The sequence below is a fragment of the Chitinophaga oryzae genome (assembly GCF_012516375.2).
Lineage (GTDB): Bacteria > Bacteroidota > Bacteroidia > Chitinophagales > Chitinophagaceae > Chitinophaga > Chitinophaga oryzae.
Window position 1 is genome coordinate 4,837,160 of sequence record NZ_CP051204.2, and the last position, 23,747, is coordinate 4,860,906.

Sequence of the window (23,747 nt, forward strand, 5' to 3'; positions counted from 1 at the left end):
GGAGTATTCCGCTGATAGCTGCTTTAGCTCAATTTTGAATCATGAAAAAACCATCCTGTCTGACCTTGTAAAAACCTCAAATCATATGCGACTCTCTTTCCGTCTCCTGATAGCGCTTGCCTTTGTTGGCCTGGCGGCGTGCAAAAAAGACAATAACAACGATGGCCCCGGCGGTGGGGGTAACTATAACTATGGTCCCGGCGCTGTATTCATCAAACAGGGAACAAGCGGCATCCAGCGGCTGGACATGTCTTCCGGCGTGGTTTCCCAGCTAATGCCTAACTGGCAGGGAGCCGGCTGGGACATCAGCTGGAACGGTAAAACCGGCGTAAAACAGATGGACCCTACCGGCAACGCTGCCAGCAGCGACTATGTATTATTTAACACCAGCGATGCTTCCGTGATAAAGACCATCCATTACAGCGCGCCCAGTGGCGACGACCATGACGGCGGGCTGCCCATGATTTCCCCCGATGGCTCGATGCTGGCCCTGCGCCCCACACTGGACGACGGTCTTGTCATCATCGACATGAACGGCCGCGTGATAAAAAGCATCTCCGGCTACGGCAACTATGATTTTAAATATCTCGACCCCGTCAACTGGGCGCCGGACAATACTGTCCTGTTTAAGATGAACGGCGCGCTGTACCGCACCAGTAAAGACTTTACGCGTGCCTTCAAAGTAAAGGACATACCTTTTACCGACTGGAGAGGAGAAGCAGTGGCTAGTCCGGACGGTAAAAAAATCGCCCTCTCCGCGGGCAATCATATCTGGCTTATGAATGCGGACGGCAGCGATTTTCACGTGATCACGGAAAGCACGCAACGGGAAGTGAAGCCTTCCTTTTCACCGGACAGCAGGTACATCGCCATTGCTGCTAACTCAAGGGCCGGCGCTCCTGGCGACGGTTGGGGCACGGCCGCACATCTTTGCCTGGTGCCCGCAGACGGCCAGCTGTACAAAGTATATCCCGGCGAAGACAAGCGGGTCATCCAGGTAGTGGAAAGCGGCAGGCATGCTGACTCCGAAGGGTTGGGCTTCACCATCGTAGGGGATTTTGTATGGAGATAAATCACCCGTTTGTAATCAGGTATTGTCGAAGGTGATCAACGCCTTTTTTAAAGCAGGGCTGTAAAAAAGGCTGATCCCCTCCGGCGCGGTATGCTGGAATCCATAGCCATCCATACTACCGATATATTCGAAAGAAGGGTCTAACGCCTCAAAGGGCCAGTCGCCCGGAAATTCTTCCGGCGACAATGCGGTGAATATGCCCGCAGGGCGCTGCTGGTGCAGCTCCGCCAGGTAATCCGACATAGCATCTTTTTCCAGGTCAGCCGGTGTTAATGCGCGTAACCGTTCCAGGCGGCGAATATCCGACACCTGTATACCGGGGCGGCTAAAATCACCGGCATACAGTTGGCCATATTGATCGAAATACGCTTTCTTCAGGCGGTACATGGCCTCATTCATATTATATTCAATTTCCGCTTCCGGAAAACCGTTGGCATACTGATCGGCCGGGATAAGCTGATAGTCGTTGAAATAACGCCAGTCGGCCTCGAAGCGGTACTTACCTTCCACGACGTCAAAACCAAGCATGTCCGGTTGGGTAAAAGCGGTATGGTATTCTTCTTTCGACTCACCTACCCTGCCGTCATACATTTCTTTGACAGACACCAGGTGCAGCCATTCGTTACGACCGGGATTTATACAGCGCAGATTGATGGATGCCAGCGGCAGGAAGTGCTGCCGGTGTAAGGGGATATTATCATAAAAAACATCTTCGTAAGCGGGGAACAGCCTGATATCGTTCTTGTCTATCTGCATGGGTTAAAATCGGTAATGGTCAACGGCAAATGTAAGCATTGCGACGGACTATTCCTGGACAAACGGCATCAGGCCATGATACTTCCCGGCATAATGCCGCACCTGTTACGGTCTTCATCGAACTGCATTTTCATAAAGCCGGTCATGGCGCCATTGGACCCTGCCTGGCTGAGGAACACTTCATGGTGACGGGCATTGTGCAATACCATGGTGGAGCGGATAATTTTTTCCTGGTGGCCACCGATGACAAAGTCTATGTGAGTGGAACCCATCGCCAGATCGCGGCTGTCGGCAATATTCTCAGGTTGTTTGTAACCCAGATGCGAGAGGCATACCACCACATGACAGCCATGCTCCTGTTTAAGGCGGACGGCCACATCATTGGCTGCCTGCACCGGTGACAATACCGTAACGCCGCTGCCCGCAGGCAATGCGGGGCCTACGCCTGTAATACCTACTTTTAACGATCCGGCATATACGATTTTATAGGGTAACACCTGTCGTGCGAGGGCTTTGTCCGTAAAACGGTAATTGCAGTTTACCAACGCAAACTGCATACCAGGGATCAGGGCGGCCAGTGCTGCCTGTCCGCCGGCCAGTTCGCGATTGCCAATCGTAGCGGCGTGGTAGCCGGCGCGGTTCATAGCGGCGATTATTTTCCTATGCCCGTCGGCGTTAGTCGTGTCATGAAGGAAGTCGCCTGCGTCCAGCAGGATACCGGTATCGCCGGAAGGGCGCAGGTCTGTGACCTGTCCATGCATATCATTGGTATGCCAGATGGTGAGTTCACGGTTGTTGCCTGGAAGATATGTAGCGTTGGCAGTGGCGGCAGCCAGTGAGCGGAAAGGTTGTTGGAGCAATAGTAAACCCGTAGCCAGCGAGGTGTTACGCAGAAAAGCGCGGCGATCTTTGTTCATATACTATAGGGACCAGAAAGAAATTGCGCCCAAAGATATATACATTCCTGTTATTTTTTCCCGGAAATAAATATTGACTGAAAAAAAATATGTAATACTTTTGCAGCGGTTTTTCAAACGCGACGAGCACCCTTTACCTAAATCTACCAAAACTATGGACGAGGCATTCCTTGGAGAAATATTCCTTATAGGATTCCAATTCCTTCCCCCGGATTTGCATACTGCAATGGTCAGTTACTTCAGATCAGTGAGCATTCGACCTTGTATTCCTTAATAGGCACCACCTATGGCGGGGATGGCATTGAAACATTTGCATTGCCGAACCTTCAGGGCAGGGTGCCGGTAGGCAGCTACAGTCAGGATTTTAATTATATCCCGGGGGCGATCGGCGGCGATGCCACTACCCAGCTGACTGTTGGTCAGATCAGCAACCACACACATAGCATCGTCACCGACATCCGGATGAAAACAGGTACGGCCGCTGACACGCCCGCTCCTGGCAATGCTTACCCTGCACCAGCTACAGCTGTGCCCCGTTATGATACGCAGAGTGATGAAAAAATGATCGCATTAAATGTAAGTGATATGGTAACACCCCAGGGAGGGAAGCTTACCACGGAACCCAACACCACCAGTAACTTGCCCGTTGACAATATGATGCCTTTCCTTTGCCTGAATTATGTGATCTCATTGCAGGGTATTTATCCGTCTCCCATTTAATTTTTTATCTACAGGTATATATGGTAAAAGAGTACCAGTTTATAGGCGACATTATCATGGCCGCTTTTTTGGATGCCCCCAAAGGGTATGTTCAATGTGCCGGGCAAACGGTGTCCATACAGCAATTTACGGCGTTATATGCCATTCTGGGCAACCGGTATGGCGGCAACGGCGTAACGACCTTTCAGCTGCCCGACCTGCGGGGCCGCGTGCCCATAGGCGCCGGCCAGGGCCCTGGTTTAAATCAGCGTACGCTGGCCCAGCCGGGTGGCGAGAAATCAGTGACACTTACCGCTGCCAACCTGCCACCGCATATCCATAACGTACGGGAAGACAAACTGTCCTTTCCTGCAGGGGCTAATAATGACACCCACAGCCCTGTAGACGCTTTTGCAGGTACAGCCGTCACTGGTAACCTGTACAGCAGCACTGCCGGAGCAGGGACAACCGCCTCGTTGCAACAGACGCTGACAATGGATAGCGGCACACCCGCACTTCCTGTTAACAATATGCAGCCATATCTGGCCATACAATTTTTTATCGCGCTGGAAGGTTTCTTTCCATCAAGGGGATAACTTCCGTCGTACTAATAAATATCCATTATGCCTTACATTGGAGAAATCAGAATATTTGCAGGCACCTTTGCTCCTAATGGCTGGTTTTTATGCAACGGCGCGTTACTAAGCGTCGCACAATACACCCCGCTGTTTGCCCTGCTGTCCTATACCTATGGTGGTGATGGCAGGAACAGCTTTGCAGTTCCCGACCTGCGGGGAAGGGTCCCTTTACATGCGGGCGACCTGTTGGGCGCTACCTATACGCCAGGCCAGATGGGCGGCACCGAAAAGAAAAACGTGTACAGTTATCAATTGCCTGCACATATACATACGATATCAGGCAGCGTATATCAGCCAGTGCTGGGCGAAAACCCCGGACAGCTGACATCCCCCGATAACGCATACATGGCCATTACCAACGGGCAACAGGTGTACAGCACTGCCAAACACGCTACCAACCGTATGGCGCCACTAAAAACAACGATACAGGTACAACCTGCAGGGAGCGGCCAGCCTATAGAGAACATGCAACCCCATCTTCCGCTTAATTTTATCATCTGTGCGCAGGGTAATTTCCCTCCACGCTCCTGATCCACCCTTAATGATGAAAATAGGTACCCTTTTACCCAAATCAACTTTCAACCTGCTGCTGCAACATGATTTTCAGGCAGGCATGGCCGCTTGTCTCCAACACCGGCAGACAGGCGCCACACTGGTCAGCAGTAACATCCAATACGGGACCAATGCGGGTCTGGTGCACCAGGAGGCAGAACGATTACTGCTGGAGGAAAAGGCAGACATACTTGTAGTGTATGCAGATCAGGCGACACTGAAACAAACGGCCGACCTCGCGCGGGCGCTCAATAAACTGTTGATAGCGGTGCATGGCGGCGCCAAATACCTGCACAACTGGGAACCCCATCCGGCTATGCTGTCGCATACGCTCAACAGCACTATTCATTGCAGGCTCACAGGCATGTATGCAGCTGCAAAAGCATCTCATGCTGCCATGTGCACTTCTTTCTACGACGGCGGCTACTCCCATTGCCATGCATTTTCGGAGGCCTATATGAACAATGGCGGCAACCTGACCTATAACTACATCAGCCAGTACAAAGCAGCGGAATTCAACACGGCACCGTTAGAAGCATTCCTGAACGCTCATCCGGAAACGCGTGCGTTATTGTCTCTTTTCAACGGAGACCTTGCGCACTGTTTTCTGCAGCATTTACAACGGTCAGGTATCAACGATTTACAGCTGTTTACAGGCCCTATGCTGCCCGACGAATCCCTGCCGGCCGTACACGGGCCGCTGGAGCTGCCTTTCCGCCTCCAGGGCTATACCCCCTGGGTATCCATACTGGACCTTCCGGCCAATGAATTATTCAAAGCACAATTCCGCCAGCACAGCGGACGTGAAGCCTCCATGGCGGCACTCCATGGCTGGGACACCGGCGTTATACTGGAACAAATCCTCCGGACAGCAGGCCAGCATCGTTTTCGTGCAGAAACCATACTGGAAATGCTGAAAGAAGTGCAGCTGGAAAGCCCGCGAGGCATCCTTCATATGGACGCTGCCACCCATCACATACTGGGCCCCTCCTGGCTGGTACAGATGGATGAAACGTTTAAACCAGCCATACTGGGCGAGGTAAACAACACTGCACACATCTGGCAGGACATTATCCGGCGAAAACCGGAAGAACAAGCTTCCGGCTGGATCAACACTTATCTCTGCGCCTGACAACCGCGCAGCGGATCGCCCAAACACTACATGCTGCATTAAAGGATGCACAACGATATATTTTTTTATACCTAAGACTTCCCCCTATGAAGTTATTTTTACGCAGGACTGTCATCATAATACTTTTACTGACCGGGATGGCTGCAATTGTTCAGGCGCAAAACCCCGGCGACCTGGCATTTACCGGCTTTACCACCTTCGATGATGATACCGATGGCAGCATACAGGACGACGCCTTTTCGTTTGTACTGTTCCGTGACCTTCCGGCCAACACCAATATTTACTTCACAGACCTCGGTTGGACGGGCAGCGACTTTCAATCACTCTCCTGCCCTGCCGGCGGCTCGCAGACGGACGGCATTATCCGGTGGCAGTCCGGCCCGGCCACGCTCAAAGCCGGTCAGGTGGTCGTCATCACCTGCAAATACAAACTTACCGCCTCCGTCGGCACAGTAACGGGCATACAAGGCACTGTCGCTTCCGGTAACAAAGAATATATCAGCCTCGGGCTGGCCGGCGATCAGCTGTTCGCCTACACAGGAGTTGCTCCTTTTATCCAGGTCATTGCAGGACTCAATATTAACCGGTCTGCCTGGGATGCCTCACTGGACCCATGTGAGTTCACTTCCTCCAAATCCATGCTGCCGGGCTCTGTGCCGCAGTCCCCTGGCATCACCGCAGTGAATGGCCGCTACAATTGTAACGTTGCTGCAGCCAACTCCGTACCAGCGCTGCAGGCCCTGATACAAGATCCCGCCAACTGGGCTAAAGACAACACCATGGCAGCCCCCGTTCCCGCTGCGTACGACCTGAAGAAAACACCGCCCTGCCAGCTGGCCATTGTGAATCCCGGCGCAGGCGGCATCTTATATGTCAATAATCAATCCGCTTCTTCCGGAGACGGCAGCAGCTGGAGCGCCCCGCTGAAGGAACTTCGCGATGCCCTGTCGGCCGCCGCCAATCCTGCTTACGGCATTACACAGATATGGGTGGCGAAAGGCACTTACAAACCCAGCACCACCGATCCCGCTGCGAGCTTTGCGCTCGTCCATAATATCCCGGTATACGGCGGATTTGCTGGTACAGAGAGCAACGTTGCCGACCGCATTATCAGCGCCCATCCGGTGGTCCTCAGCGGAGACATTGACAACAATGACGTGCTGACCAACGGCATTGTACTCAAACCAGCCAACATACAGGGGATCAACAGTTATCACGTGGTCACCGCCAACGGCGGAAATATTACGCTGGATGGCGTCACCATTACCGGCGGAAAGACTTCCAACAGTACCGGCGGTCCGAACGGCGCAGGTTTCTATACAAGCAATTCCAGCACCATTACGATCCGGAATGCCCGCTTTTACGGCAACAAAGCAGGGACCTCCGGCGGCGCCCTCTACCTTCCTGCTACCAGTAACGCCACCATCACCAACAGCAGCTTCTTTGGCAACGAAGCCGGTACCGACGAAGGGACTATCGCCAGCAACGGTACGCTTAAACTCATTAACACCACTATTGCCGGCAACATATCCTCCGGCATCAAACAAAGCGGCGGACAACTGGACATTTACAATAGCATCGTCACCAATAACACTGTTCCGCTGGATGTTATCCGGACAGGCGGCTTTATCAACTACTACTATACCGTTTTGGGTTTGACCTACTATGCCAACAATTCGCCGTCCTCGTTTTTCTTAAACTTGTATTTCACCGATATCAACAACGGAGATCTGACCCTGACAGCCACCAGTCCGGTCATCAATAAAGGTGATCCGTCTACTAACGCCAACGGGTATCCTGCGCAGGCAGGCAATACCGATCTTGCCGGTCAGCCCCGCATCAGCAACACCAGCATTGATCCTGGCGCCTTTGAATATCAGGCGCAGCCTCAAACCATTACATTTAATCCGATCACGGCACGCACCTACGGCGACAATAATTTCTACCCTTCCGCTACATCCAATGGCGACGGGGCCATCACCTATACGTCCGGCAATCCGGCAGTAGCTACCATTGTCAATGGCGCAATTAAAATCACCGGTGCGGGCACCACGCAGATCACCGCCACCGCCGGCGCCAGCAATGGTTACCTGGCCAATACCACCGGCGCCAGCCAGACACTGACAGTCAACAAAAAAACGCTCACTGTAACACCGGTTGACAATACAAGACCGTACTACACCGCAGATCCGACCTTCACCGGCACTTACAGCGGATTCGTCTATAATGAAAACGCCTCCGTGGTACACGGCGCCGCTACCTACAGCACCGCTACCACCCTTACCAGCCCTGTTGGAGTATATGCCATTACAGCGGATGTGAGCGGGCTTAGCGCCGATAATTACAGTTTTACCGGCGCCACCGGCAACCTTACGATCACCCCCACGACACAGAACATTAACTTCTCCGTGCCGGCAGAGGTGACTTATGGCGTTACGCCGATTACCCTGACGAAGCAGACCGATAGCGGTCTTGATATCGTATACGCTGTGTCCGGCCCTGCTACGGTAACGGGCAATATGTTGTCCATCACCGGCGCCGGCACCGTTACAATAAATGCCAGCCAGCCGGGCGACGTCAATCATTTCCCCGCCGCACCGGTATCAAAAAACCTGACCGTTAAAAAGGCGACACTGACCGCGACAGCGGATGACAAGACGCGTTCATATAAACAGGCCAATCCCGCGCTCGACTATACCATCACCGGGTTTGTAAATGGAGATAACAGTTCCGTTGTCAGCGGCGTGGCAGACATCAGCACTGCCGCCGACATGTCCAGCGTGCCCGGCACCTATCCCATCACGATGGACGCCGGCACCCTGTACGCCGATAACTACGATTTCAATGTGGCAAATGGTACCCTCACCGTAACAAAAGCCATGCAGACCATCAGCTTCCCCGTTATACCCGGCAAAACTTACGGCGCCGCACCGTTTTCCCTGAACGCCACCAGCGATGCCGGGCTTTCGGTAAATTATACGGCCACCGGCCCCGGCACCATCAGCGGCGATATGCTCACTATCACCGGTACCGGCACTATCACCGTTACGGCAACACAGGGAGGAGACAACAACTACGATGCAGCGGCTGCAGTACAGACCAGTATCACCGTCTCCAAAGCTCCGCTGAGCCTTGTGGCCGATAACCTGTCAAGGGAATACGGCAGGAACAACCCCGCACTGACTTATTATTACAACGGTTTTGTGAATGGAGAAGACGCCTCCGTACTGACCGGCAGTGTGGCCCTTGCAACTACCGCCGACCTGAACAGTACGCCCGGCAGCTATCCCATTCAGTTCACTTCCGTTACCACTTCCAATAATTACAATATCGTCCCTGTTGACGGTATGATGACTATCACCGCTGCGCCGCAAACCATCTCCTTCCCCGCTATCAGTGACAAGACCTATGGTGATGGCGGCTTTACGCCCGGCGCCACCAGCAGCAGCGGGCTGCCGGTCACCTATGCTGTTGTCAGCGGCCCTGCCACGGTTAGCGGCAGCACTATCAACATTACCGGCGCAGGTACCGTTACTATTGCCGCCAAACAAGCAGGAGATGGTAATTATGATCCGGCGCTACAGGAGACACAAACGTTCCGGATCAGTAAAGCGGTGCTCACAGTCACCGCCAACAACAAAACACGGGCATACAAACAACCCAATCCACTACTGGACTATACGATCACCGGGTTCGTGAATGGCGACGGCGGTTCCGTTGTCAACGGCACAGCAGCTATCGCTACCACCGCTGGTCCGTCCAGCGACGCAGGCGTTTACCCGATCAACATTACCTTGGGCACCCTGCACGCGGACAACTACGACTTCAGCTTTACCGATGGCTCGCTCACCATCACCACATTGCCGCAGACGATCAGTTTCCCGGCGCTGGCAGACCAGACCTATGGCGTAGCGCCGATCGCGCTGAATGCCACCAGCGATGCAGGGCTTCCGGTAAACTATACTGTTACAGGGCCAGCCACCGTTACAGGGAACATCCTCACCGTTACCGGTGCCGGTACTGTAGTAGTGACCGCCAGTCAACCGGGCAACAACAACTACGACGCAGCGAATCCATCGTCTCAAAGCTTCACCGTCAAAAAAGCCTATCTGACATTCAAGGCAGACAACAAGACCAGGGAATATCGGCAGAACGATCCGCAGTTTACCTATAGCTTTACCGGCTTCGTGAATGGCGATGACGCTTCCGTGGTAAATGGCGCCAACACGATCCGTCTCTCCACTCCCGCGGACATCCTCAGTATACCCGGTGATTATCCGATTATGATCAGTGCTGCCCTCAGCACCGCCAATTATATTATCATTCCTGCAAATGGTACACTGACGGTCACCACTGCGCAGCAGTCCATCAACTTCCCGGCTATCAGCAGCAAAACCTACGGCGATGCACCGTTTGCGCTCAGCGCCACCAGCAGCAGCGGATTGCCCGTCAGGTATTCGGTTATCAGCGGCCCAGCCACTGTCAGCGGAAATACCGTGACGATCACCGGCAGCGGCAGCGTGACCATCGGGGCCGATCAGGTGGGCGATAGCAACTATAAACCGGCCGCACAGGAACAACAAACCTTCCAGGCCGGTAAAGCGCTGCTCACCGTCACAGCTAACGATAAAACAAGGGCTTACAAACAGCCGAATCCGTTATTAGACTATACCATCACCGGCTATATCGGCGCCGATAACGGTAACGTTGTCGCCGGCACGGTTACTGCCAGCACCACCGCCGGCATCAACAGTCCGGCCGGTACTTATCCCATCAGCCTGAGCGATCCGGCTTTCAGCGCTGCCAACTATGACTTTACCTATAAAGCCGGCACGCTGACCGTTACGCCCGCCAGTCAGGTTATAACCTTCGATGCCATCGCCGATAAAGTTTATGGAGATCCCTCATTTGCCCTCCAGGCCACTTCCGATGCAGGTTTACTCGTTACGTTCGCGGTAACCGGCGGACCGGCGGCCATCAGTGGCAATATCCTCAGCATCAACGGCACAGGCACAGTAACAGTAACGGCTACACAAAGCGGAGATGTGAACTACAATGCGGCAGCAGCAGTCAGCAGGAGCTTTAAGGTCACACCTGCCACACTCACCGTCAAAGCCAACGACCTGCAACGGCCGTACGGCAATAATAATCCTCCGTTGACTTATACCGTTACCGGGTTTGTGTACCAGGAAGACAACCGTGTTTTAACCGGCGCTCCGACCCTCAGCACCACAGCAGATGCCAGCAGCGCCGTAGGTACTTACCCGATCGGAATCACCGCTGGTAATCTCAGCGCTGCTAATTATACCTTCCGGCTTACAGACGGAGTGCTGACAGTAGGACAAACCAGCCAGACGATCAGCTTCCCGGCTATCGGTAACAAGACCTATGGCGACGCCGCCTTTACGCTCAGCGCCACCAGCACCAGCCAATTACCGGTGACTTACACGGTGCTCAGCGGACCTGCCACTATCAGCGGAAATACCGTTACCATTACCGGCGCCGGCGCCGTGAGCGTCGCTGCTGACCAGGCCGGCGATGCGCGTTATACACCGGCAACACGCGTAATCAATACCTTTAACATCAACAAGGCAGTGCTCACCGTTACCGCCGCCGACAAAAACAGGGCTTACGGCGAACCCAACCCGGCACTTACATATACCATCAGTGGTTTTGTATACAACGATAACAACAGTGTGGTAAATGGTGATGCGAACATCAGCACCGCCGCCCAGGCCACCAGCGCTCCGGGGACATATCCGGTCACCGTTTCCGCAGGCTCACTGGCTGCCGCTCATTACAGTTTTCGCTTTGAGAACGGCCAACTCACCGTCGCCAAAGCGGCGCAAAACATCCGCTTCAATACGCTGGCGAATAAAACCTATGGTGATGTACCGTTTGCGATCAGCGCCACCTCCAACGCGGGCCTGCCCGTCAGCCTTGCTGTAACAGCCGGCCCCGCTACCATCAGTGGCAACATGCTTCACATCACCGGCGTGGGCACTGTAACGGTAACGGCTACCCAAAATGGTGATGCTAACTATAACGCCGCTGCACCGGTAAGTCAAAGCTTCACCGTATTGCCGGCCGTGTTACAGGTAAAAGCCAATGATCAGCAACGTGACTTTGGTAGTGCTAACCCGGCGCTGACATATACCATAAGCGGTTTTGTGTACAACGAAAACCACAGTGTGGTAAGCGGTACGCCGGCGTTAAATACCACTGCCAATATTACCAGCGTCGCCGGCATGTACCCGATCAACATTGCTGCCGGCAGCCTGCACGCCGCCAACTACCACTTTACGCTGACAGGCGGCACGCTGACCGTTGGCCCGGCAGACCAGTCCATCACCTTCCCGGCGATCAGTGACAGGACCTATGGCGATGCCGCATTTACACTCAGTGCCACCGCCAGCAGTACGCTGCCGGTAGGCTACCGTATCGTCAGCGGGCCCGCAACGATCAACGGTAATACCGTTACCCTGACCGGCGCCGGTACCGTGACCATCGCTGCCAGTCAGCCAGGCAACAGCGGGTTCAAACCGGCGGCTCCGGTTAACCGCACCTTCAACGTGGCTAAAGCAGCGTTGACCGTTACCGCGAAAAACGACACGCGTACCTATAACGGCGCCACCTACACCGGTGGTAACGGAGTAGCCTATACGGGATTTGTAAATGGCGATAATACAGGCAGGTTAACCGGTACGCTGTCCTATAGCGGTACCTCTCAGGGAGCTGTGAATGCCGGCACGTATAACATCACACCGGGCGGTCTTAACAGTAACGACTATACGTTGACATATAACAGCGGCACCCTCACCATTCAAAAAGCGTCACAACAGATCAGCTTTACCGCACCGGGCAATAAAAATCAGGGCGACGCGGATTTTCCGCTGGTGGCAACCGCCAGCTCCGGCTTGCCGGTGAGCTTCAGCAGCAACAATACCACCGTGGTAGCTGTCAGCGGCAGTACTGCTACCATAGGCAACGCCGGTACCGCCGTGATCACCGCCTCGCAGGCTGGTAACGGCAACTACGAAGCAGCGGCGCCGGTGATGCAGACCATTGTGGTCACCGCTTATCCGCTGCCTGTGATCACCGCCCAGGGAGCCACCGTCTTCTGCGAGGCCGGCAGCGTGACCTTACAGTCCACCGCAGCGCCGGCATACGAATGGTACCGCAACAATATCCGGATCAATGGCGCCGGCAGCCGCACGCTCACCATTACCGAAAGCGGCAGCTATACGGTGAAAGCCATCTATCCCAATAACGCCGGAGTAACGTCCGCTGCAACGCAGGTTACCGTAAACCCGTTACCGGCAGGCCATCTGCAGGTAAATGGCAATACCACCATCAGCAAAGGCGAAAGCGTGACGCTGGTGGCTTCCGGCGGCGCCAGCTACCACTGGGAACCAGCGACCGGCTTAAGCGACGCCACTGCGCCGGCAACTGTAGCAAGGCCCACGGCCACCACTACCTACCGGGTTACCATCAGCAACGCAGCAGGCTGCAGCGTGGTCAAAGACGTCACCATCAACGTAAAAGAAGATTATAAGCTGGAGCCTACTAATATTCTGACGCCCAACGGCGACGGCATCAACGACGTGTGGGTCGTGAAGAATATAGACATGTACCCGCAAAACGAGGTGAAGATCTTCGACCGCACCGGACGAATGATCTACCGTCAGCGTGGCTACACCAACAACTGGAAAGGTACCGTCAATGGTCAACGCCTGGCCGAAGGTACTTACTACTACATTATCGATTTGGGCGAAAACAGACCATTATTCAAAGGCTTTATTACCATTGTACATGAAAATTAAACAGCTAGTCAGATATCTGCTGCTGCCGGGCATGTGGGCGCTCGGCACCCACTCCGCCGGCGCACAGACGGCCGGCAACCCGTCGCAGCTGTACGAGCCATTGGGAGCACAGTATTTTCTGAACCCGTACCTCGCCAATCCGGCGATGGCCGGTATCGACACCGGGCTGCATGTATATCTCGCTTACCAGCGCCCCTGGTCGGATATGCCCGGCGCGCCCGAAGCCAAATCGCTCACAGCTGACTATAAACTGTTCCACCGGGTAGGCATCGGGATGAATATATACAACGACAAAGCCGGTCTGCTAAACAATACCAAGGTGGCTTTTTCCTATGCCTATCACCTGCCGCTCACGGCCGACGAACGCAGCATGCTCCATTTCGGCCTGTCCGGCGCTTTCATTGCCCGGCGGCTGGACACCAAGGCGGTCAATGGCGATATGAACGACCCCAACATCAACGCGTTCAACCGGCGGGACAATTACTTCGAAGCAGATTTCGGCATGGCCTTTACCCGAAAAGGGCTAACCTTACAGGGTTCTTTGCCTAACCTCGTCAGCCTTGTGAAAGACAAATCCTCTGACTTCGGCATCAACAGGAACCTGTTTTTCGCTGCAGCCTCCTACCGGTTCCCGGTCAACGGGCAGCTGACCTCCATAGAACCGAAAGTATGCCTGCGCGGCATGAAAGGGTACGACGACATCATCGATGCCGGCGCCAATTTTCTGTTCATGGAAAACCTGTTCAACGTATTCGGTATGTACCATTCCAGCAAGAGCTTCAGCGCGGGAGCCGGTATCCATTACCGGTCCGTTGCCGGACTTCAGCTGGTGTACCACTCCCAGACCGCAGGGCTGGCCAACTATACCAACGGTACTTTTGAGCTGGACCTCGTTGTCCATCTGTTTAAATAACCTTCATCATCATCATCTGTAAAAAAGGGCGCCCGGGCGCCCTTTTTTATTGTCTGCTGACACGCGGGAGATATTTTCACCGGTTATTTTATATATTCGCTACAGTAGCAGACAAAATTCGATATGAAAAGACTCGCTTTATTATTTCTCGTAATGTTTTCTGTGTCCGGGTATGCCCAGAACACCATCAATAACTACAAATACGTGCTGATACCCGAGCGGTTTGATTTCTCGCGGGAAGACAACCAGTATGGGCTCAACACCCTGGCCAAGATGCTGGTGGAAGAAAAAGGCTTCACCGCCTATTTCGACAATACCCAATTGCCGCAGGAACTGGCCGGCAACAAATGCAACGCCCTGAAGGCAGAGGTGACCCAACGTAAGGCGCTGTTCGCGACCAACCTGACACTGGTGTTAAAAGACTGCCAGGGTAACATCGTCTTCAAAAGCAAAGAAGGCAAAAGCCGTGAAAAGGAGTTCAACACTTCATACAATATGGCTTTAAGAGACGCTTTCAGTTCCCTGAAAGATGAGCCGTATACATATAACGGTACCACCCATACGCAGGCAGCGGGGCAAACCATGCCGGCAACACCCGCGCCGGCAGCCGTAGCACCCACGCCTGCTCCGGCAGCTTCCGCTCCGGCTCCTGCGCCCGTTCCCGCCACACCGGCAGTGAAAGACGCCGCCGGCACGCTCTATGCACAGGCTATCGCCAACGGTTACCAGTTGATCGATACCTCGCCTAAAATTGTTTTAACCCTGCTGAAGACTTCCGTACAGGATTTCTTTATTGCAGAAAACGGCACACTGCATGGTGTAGTAGTGAAGAAAAACGGAGACTGGTACTTTGAACATTACAAAGACAACCAGCTGGTAGCAGAGAAACTGCTGATCAAATTTTAAGAGAGATAATTTAAAAAGCCGGTGGTATCGCTGTTATGATACCACCGGCTTTTTTGTTGCCCGCTGTCACGCATTGTATCCGGCAGGAAAGCGTTACACCTTTAGCTTCTTCAGCTGCCCCGCCGCCTTTTTATGGCCCAGCGCACCGGCCCGCTGAAAATAATACCTTGCCCAGCGCAATGATTTTCGGACGCCTTCTCCTTCTTTATAACAAAGTCCCAGATTATACAGCGCCAGCGGATCATTTTTGCAGGCAGCTTTTTTATACCAGTAGACCGCCTTCTGCCAGTCCCGCTGGATACCCTGGCCATAGAAGTAACTATATCCCACTTCCCGCTGTGAAGGTATGTCTCCGTGACTGGCGGCTTGTGCAAACCATTTCAGGGCTTTCCGGTAGTTCTGTTCCACGCCGTCGCCATTGCGGTAACAGAAGCCGATGTTAAACTGAGCCGCCGTATGTCCCTGGCGGGCGGCTTTTAAATACCATTCTATGGCTGTAGCCAGACTCCGCTTACATCCCAGGCCATGATCATAACAGGTGCCCAGATAAAACTGCGCCCTTTTATGGCCGCTGGTGGCTGCACTCTGCCAGAGGCAGAAAATGTTGTTCCAGTCTTTTTTGCGGGAGGTAGTTTCGTAGGCAAGGTGGTACCCCAACAGGAAGCGCCTTTGCTGTTCTTTTTTTGAGAGAAACGTGATCATGTCTGCAGGATATAAGACCTGCACAAAGGTATTACTTTAATCGCACAGCCTTCACCATTTCATAGACATACAACGGCAGCGCCCATCCCAGCCAGAAAAAAGACGGGCTGATCGAAGCGAAATCGCCCAGCTGGTAGATCACCGGCATCTTCAGTATCAGGCCGGACACAACGAACGCCAGCGTGACAAGGTAACTTCTGATCATCCAGTCCTTGTGTTGTTTGAATTTTTGCTTCACGGCCAGCCACCAGGCTATGCCGGTAGTAGTGATCCAGACAGACACCCATATTTGCAGGGAAAAGGCATAGGCCCAGTTAACGGCGTAGGCGGTAGTGGAGGCCAATACCACGGCGCAGAGGCTACTGGCCAGGATGGCCAGCAGGTAAAGATAACCGACGACACGGTGCAACCGTTTGCTGGACTGCAGCCGCTTCCAGAACTGCAGCGGTCCCAGTACCAGCGCGCCGCCGCCGGAGGTGATATGCATCAGCAGGAACCACCGCACCGGGAAATACCGTCCCAGCGCTTCGGGGGTAAGCTGCAGGTAATGGTCGGCGCCGTGCATGAATGTCCACGTGATAAAGAGAATGCCAAGCCACAGCAGTACATAGATACCATCCTTGAAGGAGAAAGACCTGTCGATAAGAGTTTTATTCATGATGCTTACAGATTTACGGCTACAAAACTCCGTATCCGTGCTGCAAGAATCAATAACCGAAAAATTATTCGGTATCAGGCAGCGGTTTCCGCGATGGCCTGTTTCACCCTTTCGCCGTACTGTTTCCCCCAGTTGTCAAGCGCTTCCACCAGGGGAATGAGCGACTGGCCGAGGTCTGTAAGGCTGTAATGGGCTTTGAGCGGGAAACCGGAAGAGGCGTTTTTTTCCACCACGCCCATCGCCTCCAGCTCGCGCAGCTGCATATCCAGCACACGCGGCGTAGCTTCAGGAATTAGGCGGTGCATTTCGCTGGGCCGCTGATAACCCTTGTTAATCATATCGATCAGGCAGGGTTTCCATTTTGCGCCCAGCACCTGCATATATACGGTGATGCCACAGTCCAGGTCCACCGGCGTCTTACGTTCGTATGTAAACATGTTATAGGTTTTTCCGAAGAAACAAAATAACGGTATTCCGGGTTATTTCACAAACTGCTTCGATGCCGGATCATACAGCGCAGTATAGTGTTTTCGTATTTTTTTAGACCGGTAATTGCAGTCCACCGTCCAGTGGTAAGCCACCTCCAGCTGCTTTTTGTCAGGATGATAGATAAAATCGAACACTTCATTGGCGGTCCAGCAATTGTTCAACCCTTTTTTTCGTCCCAACAGCTTCCTGTCGTCCGCGGGAAATATCTCCTCCATAAACTTTTTCGTTAGCATCTGATAATCGAGCGTTTTATAATCGAGGCCCGACAGGTCAGAGGCGGGAACCTTAAAAAACGTCATTAGCAACCCTCCGCTTTTTACCTGCCCATAGTAGGCGAAGGTAGCATCCTGGTATAGCTTTTCCAAGTGCGTATATCCCCATTTCCGGGACCGGACGGTATCTCCCACGGCTATATACATTTTAACAAACTCCTGTACGGAACACATTTTAGCCCGGTCGAGGTAGCGACCGGCTTTGACGCTAGCTGTATCGATGCTTCCTTTCACCTTGAAGGCGCCGGCCTGACCATAGGTATAACCGGTACCAAGCAATACCAGTATAGGTATCCACAACAAAAATCTGTACATAGCAAAGGGATTGACACCTTTAAATTACAGAAAATTTTACCGTCAGTATTTTTTCGCGGAGGAATCTTTTGGGATAGGAAACCATCCCGGCTGATCATTCCGGTCTACCGGCATGATCAGTCATCCATGCGGCGATGCGTGTAGCAGTACGCTCCCTCACCCAGCGACGGTCGGTCTCCTCCAGGTCGGCAAGGATGTTACCGTTGTCTTCGTTGAAGTCTGTGTACACATCGTCCAGGAATTCCCGCCGGACCTCTTCCAGCCGCTGCTTGTCGGCGGCATCCAGCCGGCCGGTCTTTGACAGCACACTGTCCAGCCGGTTTTTTGTGATGTAACGGGCCATCTCGTCGACCAGAAAAGAAAGTTGCGCGGAGCGGGAACTCACCTCCGGGATAAAGGACCATTTTTCCGCTTCGTGGAACTTTTCCTCTTCATCGAACTCGGGATTTTTCAGTTTGATGACCGGGCGCGTGTCCAGGCTGGTGAGCCCGGAATGATGCAGCGGTTTGATCACCACCCCTTCTATCAGGTTCGCCGCCAACTCCGGCAGCTGCAGCTGTGCGGGCACCGTGGAAAAAATACGGGTATTGAAATTCAGCGCTTCGTTCCACTTACCGGTGAAAAGCGCTTTGGCATAGAAGATGTCAAACTGCTGAAAGTAGGCCATGGCGGTATCATAATCGATATAACGCTTAGCCCCCTCCGTGGTTTCCACAGCAATGTCGAAAGCGCAGAACCGCACCGCCGGACTATAATACACACCGGTTTGAATGGCCTGTACCTGCGGGTCAGGCGCAACATCGGGGTGCGGGTATTTCCCGCCGAACAATTCACCGTAGATAATATAGCGCTGCGCCGGGATATCCTGTTGCAGTTGCTCAAACAGGCGGATGATGCGGTCCTCCATGCCGGCCACCACGGCCTGGAAGCCGAAAAAGTCGTCCGTCCATTGCAGGTAAGCTTTACGTTTGGCGAATAACAACTGATGACCTTCATACACAAAGCTGAAATTAGCACCGTGTATTTTTTCTGTCACCACCCATTTTAATTTATTGAGGTCCTGCATGGCTTTCTCTGACAACTGAAGGCCCTTCAGGCTTTTAGGCATTTTTTCGTATTCGGAGTTCTTGTTCATGGCACCTGGGCTTCTCATGTTTACAGCCCTTTTTTTCTGGTTAACAGCTGTAAAAATAAGTAATTCCTGTCATAAACGGGGTTACTTCAACCGGTAGGTGATCATGGCTTTGCCGTAAGCGGTGTTGTCAACGGAGAAGTTCCGGATGGTATCATGGCCCGGACTAAAAAGTTTGTAGCTGCCGGACAGGCTGATGCCGCCCTGCACTCCCAACCACAGATTTTTATAGAGACGCTGATTAAACTGTACGCCGGCGTGAATGGCTGAGAACCGGGCATAGTCAATCTCCCTGCCTTCAAAATCCGTAAAGTTCTTCAGGTTGTATTTTGTCCAGTCGATAGACCCGGCAATGCCTGCCTGCGTATTGGGAGATACGTTGTAAACAACATTGAGCCTCGGCCAGTAGAACTGTCCCGTCCATTTGCCGTTGTTGCTTTTGTAATCGACAGATATGCCTGGGGTGACCAGGAACTCCCTGAAAGAATACATTACATGTACGCCTACCCCCACTTCAAGGTTCGCGCGTTTTCCAAACCGCCTGGCCACGCCGTAGATACCGTCTGCAATAAGGTCGTCGGCAGAGAGGGAATTTTTAAAGTCCGATGCTGCTGTGGGGATGAGTATTCCCAGTACGGACCATTTTGCCGCAATAGGATGCCGGACAATGATGACGGCTTTGATTTCATGTATTTTATCCAGCTGATAGAGATGTTGGGTATTCTCCCTGTCAAAGGAGAAGTCCATCCTGCGGTAGCTGACATTCGGGAAAAGCTGCGTTTTTCCGATGCGCAGCGGTGGCGCCGACAGCCAGGCATCGAAGGTATTATAGCTGAATTTGTTGCCGGTTAAACCGCTGCCCTCCGGCAGATCGCTGAACTGGCTTTTTCCGTGCGCAGTCACCGATATGCCCGCCACGTCTTTGATAAATTGTGCAGTAAGATCTTTGGTAAACGATACCAGCAAGCAGATGAGCACCGGCAGATGCAATAAGCGTTTCATGTTTTCTTTTGTTTGATAACACAAAGGTCGCCGGCGGCTGCCGCTTGCTTTCGAACAGAATCTACCTTTATCAGGACAAACTTTGCATCAGGGATGCGCGGTATTCGGAAGGTGTAAGGCGGGTGATCTTCTTAAAAAGACGGCCGAAATAACCTGGATCTTCATAGTTCAGTTCAAACGCCACAGCGGCGATGTCTTTGGTGAAATCCTGCAGCAACAGCTGACTGTGCTGGATATTCACTTTATTGATCCACTCCTTCGGCGCAGTGCCTAATGTTTGCTGCACGCAACGGTTGAGGTAATTCACGGAGACAGCCAGTTTATCTACATAAAAAGCGACAGATCTTTCTTCCACATGGTGTTTGTATACCAGTTCCTTAAAAGCGAATGTGATTTCGCTGCTGCGGTTGACCGATTTATGCTGTCCTTTGTCGGCAGCGATGATTTTGAGAAGGGCGGCCTGAAAGAGGGAATAACATATTTCCAAATCGGGGGCAGGCTGGTATATTTCCCGCGCCAGCAGCATAAAAAGCGGGGTAAGCCAGTGGCTGGCCTCATCGGGTAAGGGAATGACAGTACCGGCGCTGAACAGGCGGACCAGTTTTTCTTTGGACAACAGATGACGGAGGGTACTGTCTTCAAAGATCACTACATATCCTTCCACGTCGTCGCTGGTTTCCAGCAGGGCAGTCACATTACCGTTTTTTACAAAGAGCACATCATGAGGGGAGATGTGTTTTACCGCGGCATCTACCTGTTGACTGGCAGTGCCTTTGGTGAGGTGAACGATAAAGTTGTAGTCCGGCCGGTAGAGCGGCGTAGGCAGGCTGATGAATGCAGCTGTTTCCCGGATATCGAATATTTGCAGCGGCGTGTCCCTTGTTTTGAAGACCGGCGGCACGGCCGTCATATACCGGCATTCAAAATCAGCGGGGGCGATCCTTTTTATTTTCATATGGCAGATGCTGTTACTTCGATACGACACCTGAGCCCCGTCTTACCCCTATTCTTCTTCCTTCAGCACGTCTACTACTTTCCGCAGGATGCGGGTAAACTGTTCCAGTTCATTTTTGGGAAGCATGCTGCTGATGCGGGTGGTGACGCTGTGGCGCTGGTTTTCCGACCCGTCGACCAGGTGTTTTCCTTTGGCGGTCACTTCCAGCAGGAAGAGGCGGCGGTCCTGCGGACTTTGTTGCTGGACGATCAGTTTTTTTTCCAGCAGTATTTTTACATGGCGGGAGATGGCGGGGGCGCTGATATGGAATTTCTGCGCCAGTGTTTTGCCCGTGGCGGGACCGTTGCGGTAGAGGTATTCCACCATGTTGTAGTGCGTAGCCCCTATACCGTTATAGTCGCCGTTGTTGACCTGAGCGATCACGTAACATTGGAAATCGGTATAGGTATCAAAAAAGGCTTTTTGCGCTTTCTCCATTGCCTGAAATTATTTAACTTTGTTAACTATTCACAAAGTTAATAAAAATTTTAACCATGTATCCGCTAAAAATCACCGGCGCCCGCCAGCACAATCTGAAGAACCTGACACTGGAGATCCCTAAAAACACCATCACCGTTTTTACAGGTGTGTCCGGATCGGGCAAATCGTCGCTCGTATTCCGGACCATCGGGGCGGAAGCGCAGCGGCAGATGAGCGAGATGCAGCACAGCTTTGTGCGCAGCAGGATGGAGCACCTGGGCGTGCCGGACGTGGACAGCATCGAACACCTGAATGTGCCGGTGATCATCAACCAGAAGCGGCTGGGCGGTAATGTCCGCTCCACCGTAGGGACCGCCACGGATATTTATACGTCGCTGCGGCTGTTGTTTTCCCGCATAGGCAAGCCTTTCGTAGGGTATGCCAATACATTTTCGTTCAACCATCCGCAAGGCATGTGCCCGGTCTGTAGCGGCATCGGGCAAACGCGGCAGATAGACATCGGTCAGTTAATAGATAAAAGCAAATCGCTGAATGAAGGAGCTATCCTCTTCCCGACCTTTCAGCCGGGCGGCTTCCGCTGGCTGCGTTACACGGAATCGGGGTATTTCGACAACGATAAAAAACTCGCCGACTATACGAAAGACGAATGGGAGATGCTGCTCCATGCGGAAGAGCATGTTCCGCCGCACCCATCTCCCCAATGGGGCAAAACCGTGCGTTACACCGGTATTATTCCCCGGCTGGAAAGGGATATCCTGAAAAAAGACACCAAAGAACTGCGGCTGCGGGAAAAAGAGATCAGCAGGATCGTCCGGGAACAGCCCTGCCCCTCCTGCCATGGTAAAAGGCTCAATGAAAAGATACTTTCCTGCAAGATAAACGGCCTGGATATCGCCGACTGCGCCGCCATGCCGGCAGACGAGCTGCTGGCCTTTATCCGTCCCGTGAAAGCCGCCGGGTACGACACCATTGTCGCCGAACTGGTAAAAAAGCTGCAACATATGATCACCATCGGGCTGGGTTATCTCACACTGGACCGGGTAACGCCCACGCTCTCCGGCGGCGAATCGCAACGGATTAAAATGGTGCGGCATCTTGACAGCAGCCTGGAGAACCTGCTTTACATTTTCGACGAGCCCAGCATAGGATTACACCCCGCCGACCTGGACAACCTCTCCCGCATCATTCAGAAGATCCGCGATAAAGGCAACACGGTGTTACTGGTGGAACATGACCCTGACCTGATCCGCATTGCCGATCATGTGATCGACATGGGGCCGGGTTCAGGCACTCATGGCGGCGAAATCGTTTACCAGGGCACTTTTAAGGGCCTGCGCAAAAGCACCGGCAAAACAGGCCGTTACTTCGCCCGGCAGCAAACCTACAATCAGCATCCACGCACATTTACCGACACGCTGACCATCCGTCATGCAAAGCTGCATAACCTGAAAGACATCACGGTAGAAATTCCCCGTGGCGTGCTGACCGTCGTTACCGGCGTGGCCGGCTCCGGCAAAAGCACGCTGATCAGCGACGTGCTGCCGTTGCAACACCCGGAGATCACGCTGATAGACCAGTCCGGCATCGCCGGACATTCCAAATCCAACCTGCTGACCTACCTCGGTATTTCCGATATTATCCGCAACCTCTTCGCTCATGCCAATGACGTCAGCAATAAGCTCTTCAGCCGCAACAGCGAGGGCGCCTGCCCCAACTGCAAAGGCCTCGGCATCGAAAAAATTGACCTGGCGTTTATGGACGATGTGGAGATACCCTGCGAAGTATGTGGCGGCAGCGGCTTCCGACCCGAAGTGCTGGCATATCGCTATCATCAGAAATCCATCGCTGACGTGATGGACCTCACCGTGGAGGAAGCGGCCGTATTTTTCCCGGAGCAACCACAGCTCCGCCGCCATTTCGCGATGCTGCACGACCTGGGCATGGGTTACCTCACGCTGGGCCAACGGCTGGACACCTTCTCCGGCGGAGAACTGCAGCGACTGAAACTCGCCACGCAACTGAAAGAACAACACAGCATAGTGGTACTGGACGAACCCAGTACGGGCCTGCATCCCGCCGATACAGAAAGACTGCTCGCGCTTTTTAACAAACTCGTCAACGCCGGGCACACGCTGATTGTCATTGAACATAATTTAGACATCATCGCCTGCGCCGACTGGATCATCGATATGGGACCCGGCGCCGGCAAAGACGGCGGTCAGCTTACCTTCGAAGGGACTGTGTCCGACCTCCTGCAACAGGCACATACGCCTACAGCCGATTATCTGCGCAAATACCTGGAACGCGGCAACAAAAAAACATCGCAATAAAGTT

The 23,747-nt window shown here is 53.2% G+C and carries 19 protein-coding genes; 9 read left to right on the forward strand and 10 right to left on the reverse strand.

The window, feature by feature from the left end; genetic code table 11:
* Nucleotides 1–85 precede the first annotated feature (85 nt).
* Nucleotides 86–1,072 (forward strand): TolB family protein, encoded by a 987-nt coding sequence (locus tag HF324_RS19645; protein ID WP_168804114.1) that lies wholly within the window; start codon nucleotides 86–88, stop codon nucleotides 1,070–1,072.
* Nucleotides 1,073–1,087: 15 nt separating this feature from the next.
* On the opposite strand, the gene HF324_RS19650 is transcribed toward HF324_RS19645, so the two are convergent.
* Nucleotides 1,088–1,828, reverse strand: a complete 741-nt coding sequence (locus HF324_RS19650) for a hypothetical protein (RefSeq protein WP_168860596.1) — start codon at nucleotides 1,826–1,828, stop codon at nucleotides 1,088–1,090.
* A 68-nt stretch (nucleotides 1,829–1,896) separates the two neighbouring features.
* On the reverse strand, nucleotides 1,897–2,745 hold the full coding sequence (locus HF324_RS19655; RefSeq protein WP_168860597.1) for a bifunctional UDP-sugar hydrolase/5'-nucleotidase: 849 nt from the start codon (nucleotides 2,743–2,745) through the stop codon (nucleotides 1,897–1,899).
* Nucleotides 2,746–2,988: 243 nt separating this feature from the next.
* Here HF324_RS19655 and HF324_RS19660 point away from each other — a divergent pair, with 243 nt between their 5' ends.
* The 7 genes from HF324_RS19660 to HF324_RS19690 all read left to right on the forward strand — a co-directional run bounded on the left by HF324_RS19660 (nucleotide 2,989) and on the right by HF324_RS19690 (nucleotide 15,408).
* The gene (locus HF324_RS19660; protein ID WP_373997308.1) at nucleotides 2,989–3,465 is read left to right on the forward strand and encodes a phage tail protein; all 477 of its coding nucleotides are present in this window, start codon (nucleotides 2,989–2,991) and stop codon (nucleotides 3,463–3,465) included.
* 20 nt (nucleotides 3,466–3,485) lie between these two features.
* Nucleotides 3,486–4,040: a phage tail protein gene (locus HF324_RS19665; protein ID WP_168804118.1), complete on the forward strand. Its 555-nt coding sequence runs from the start codon at nucleotides 3,486–3,488 to the stop codon at nucleotides 4,038–4,040.
* Between the two features lie 27 nt (nucleotides 4,041–4,067).
* Entirely contained in the window at nucleotides 4,068–4,613 is a 546-nt protein-coding gene (locus tag HF324_RS19670) for a phage tail protein (protein ID WP_168804119.1), read from the forward strand.
* 10 nt (nucleotides 4,614–4,623) lie between these two features.
* A complete protein-coding gene (locus tag HF324_RS19675) occupies nucleotides 4,624–5,766 on the forward strand; it encodes an ABC transporter substrate-binding protein (RefSeq protein ID WP_168860598.1) in 1,143 nt (380 codons plus the stop codon).
* A 137-nt stretch (nucleotides 5,767–5,903) separates the two neighbouring features.
* Nucleotides 5,904–13,589: an MBG domain-containing protein gene (locus HF324_RS19680; protein WP_168860599.1), complete on the forward strand. Its 7,686-nt coding sequence runs from the start codon at nucleotides 5,904–5,906 to the stop codon at nucleotides 13,587–13,589.
* Nucleotides 13,579–14,502: a PorP/SprF family type IX secretion system membrane protein gene (locus tag HF324_RS19685; RefSeq protein WP_168804122.1), complete on the forward strand. Its 924-nt coding sequence runs from the start codon at nucleotides 13,579–13,581 to the stop codon at nucleotides 14,500–14,502. Before HF324_RS19680 ends, HF324_RS19685 begins: the two co-directional genes overlap by 11 nt.
* 123 nt (nucleotides 14,503–14,625) lie before the next feature.
* Complete coding sequence (locus HF324_RS19690; protein ID WP_168804123.1) at nucleotides 14,626–15,408, forward strand: hypothetical protein; 783 nt, start codon at nucleotides 14,626–14,628, stop codon at nucleotides 15,406–15,408.
* Between the two features lie 93 nt (nucleotides 15,409–15,501).
* Here the strand turns inward: HF324_RS19690 and HF324_RS19695 are convergent, their stop codons facing one another.
* The 8 genes from HF324_RS19695 to HF324_RS19730 all read right to left on the reverse strand — a co-directional run bounded on the left by HF324_RS19695 (nucleotide 15,502) and on the right by HF324_RS19730 (nucleotide 21,410).
* A complete protein-coding gene (locus tag HF324_RS19695) occupies nucleotides 15,502–16,110 on the reverse strand; it encodes a tetratricopeptide repeat protein (RefSeq protein WP_168804124.1) in 609 nt (202 codons plus the stop codon).
* Nucleotides 16,111–16,141: 31 nt separating this feature from the next.
* Nucleotides 16,142–16,768, reverse strand: a complete 627-nt coding sequence (locus tag HF324_RS19700; RefSeq protein ID WP_168804125.1) for a DUF2306 domain-containing protein — start codon at nucleotides 16,766–16,768, stop codon at nucleotides 16,142–16,144.
* A gap of 74 nt (nucleotides 16,769–16,842) precedes the next feature.
* Entirely contained in the window at nucleotides 16,843–17,205 is a 363-nt protein-coding gene (locus tag HF324_RS19705) for a winged helix-turn-helix transcriptional regulator (RefSeq protein WP_168804126.1), read from the reverse strand.
* A 42-nt stretch (nucleotides 17,206–17,247) separates the two neighbouring features.
* Complete coding sequence (locus HF324_RS19710; RefSeq protein WP_168860600.1) at nucleotides 17,248–17,844, reverse strand: hypothetical protein; 597 nt, start codon at nucleotides 17,842–17,844, stop codon at nucleotides 17,248–17,250.
* A 94-nt stretch (nucleotides 17,845–17,938) separates the two neighbouring features.
* Nucleotides 17,939–18,997, reverse strand: coding sequence for an RNA ligase family protein (locus HF324_RS19715; RefSeq protein WP_168860601.1), 1,059 nt, complete (start codon nucleotides 18,995–18,997; stop codon nucleotides 17,939–17,941).
* 63 nt (nucleotides 18,998–19,060) lie between these two features.
* Complete coding sequence (locus HF324_RS19720; RefSeq protein ID WP_168860602.1) at nucleotides 19,061–19,978, reverse strand: DUF6268 family outer membrane beta-barrel protein; 918 nt, start codon at nucleotides 19,976–19,978, stop codon at nucleotides 19,061–19,063.
* A gap of 70 nt (nucleotides 19,979–20,048) precedes the next feature.
* Nucleotides 20,049–20,933: a helix-turn-helix domain-containing protein gene (locus tag HF324_RS19725; protein ID WP_168860603.1), complete on the reverse strand. Its 885-nt coding sequence runs from the start codon at nucleotides 20,931–20,933 to the stop codon at nucleotides 20,049–20,051.
* 48 nt (nucleotides 20,934–20,981) lie between these two features.
* Complete coding sequence (locus HF324_RS19730) at nucleotides 20,982–21,410, reverse strand: MarR family winged helix-turn-helix transcriptional regulator (RefSeq protein WP_168804131.1); 429 nt, start codon at nucleotides 21,408–21,410, stop codon at nucleotides 20,982–20,984.
* A gap of 56 nt (nucleotides 21,411–21,466) precedes the next feature.
* Between HF324_RS19730 and HF324_RS19735 the strand changes: the two genes are divergently transcribed.
* The gene (locus HF324_RS19735) at nucleotides 21,467–23,743 is read left to right on the forward strand and encodes an ATP-binding cassette domain-containing protein (protein WP_168860604.1); all 2,277 of its coding nucleotides are present in this window, start codon (nucleotides 21,467–21,469) and stop codon (nucleotides 23,741–23,743) included.
* Nucleotides 23,744–23,747: the final 4 nt, after the last annotated feature.

Bases quoted from the DNA above. Each gene is read 5' to 3' on its own strand.
- HF324_RS19720 (WP_168860602.1), bottom strand. From the start codon at position 19,978: ATGAAACGCTTATTGCATCTGCCGGTGCTCATCTGCTTGCTGGTATCG.
- HF324_RS19735 (WP_168860604.1), top strand. From the start codon at position 21,467: ATGTATCCGCTAAAAATCACCGGCGCCCGCCAGCACAATCTGAAGAAC.
- HF324_RS19715 (WP_168860601.1), bottom strand. From the start codon at position 18,997: ATGAGAAGCCCAGGTGCCATGAACAAGAACTCCGAATACGAAAAAATG.
- HF324_RS19700 (WP_168804125.1), bottom strand. From the start codon at position 16,768: ATGAATAAAACTCTTATCGACAGGTCTTTCTCCTTCAAGGATGGTATC.
- HF324_RS19685 (WP_168804122.1), top strand. From the start codon at position 13,579: ATGAAAATTAAACAGCTAGTCAGATATCTGCTGCTGCCGGGCATGTGG.
- HF324_RS19705 (WP_168804126.1), bottom strand. From the start codon at position 17,205: ATGTTTACATACGAACGTAAGACGCCGGTGGACCTGGACTGTGGCATC.
- HF324_RS19690 (WP_168804123.1), top strand. From the start codon at position 14,626: ATGAAAAGACTCGCTTTATTATTTCTCGTAATGTTTTCTGTGTCCGGG.
- HF324_RS19650 (WP_168860596.1), bottom strand. From the start codon at position 1,828: ATGCAGATAGACAAGAACGATATCAGGCTGTTCCCCGCTTACGAAGAT.
- HF324_RS19695 (WP_168804124.1), bottom strand. From the start codon at position 16,110: ATGATCACGTTTCTCTCAAAAAAAGAACAGCAAAGGCGCTTCCTGTTG.
- HF324_RS19655 (WP_168860597.1), bottom strand. From the start codon at position 2,745: ATGAACAAAGATCGCCGCGCTTTTCTGCGTAACACCTCGCTGGCTACG.
- HF324_RS19645 (WP_168804114.1), top strand. From the start codon at position 86: ATGCGACTCTCTTTCCGTCTCCTGATAGCGCTTGCCTTTGTTGGCCTG.
- HF324_RS19680 (WP_168860599.1), top strand. From the start codon at position 5,904: ATGGCTGCAATTGTTCAGGCGCAAAACCCCGGCGACCTGGCATTTACC.
- HF324_RS19710 (WP_168860600.1), bottom strand. From the start codon at position 17,844: ATGTACAGATTTTTGTTGTGGATACCTATACTGGTATTGCTTGGTACC.
- HF324_RS19675 (WP_168860598.1), top strand. From the start codon at position 4,624: ATGATGAAAATAGGTACCCTTTTACCCAAATCAACTTTCAACCTGCTG.
- HF324_RS19725 (WP_168860603.1), bottom strand. From the start codon at position 20,933: ATGAAAATAAAAAGGATCGCCCCCGCTGATTTTGAATGCCGGTATATG.
- HF324_RS19670 (WP_168804119.1), top strand. From the start codon at position 4,068: ATGCCTTACATTGGAGAAATCAGAATATTTGCAGGCACCTTTGCTCCT.
- HF324_RS19730 (WP_168804131.1), bottom strand. From the start codon at position 21,410: ATGGAGAAAGCGCAAAAAGCCTTTTTTGATACCTATACCGATTTCCAA.
- HF324_RS19665 (WP_168804118.1), top strand. From the start codon at position 3,486: ATGGTAAAAGAGTACCAGTTTATAGGCGACATTATCATGGCCGCTTTT.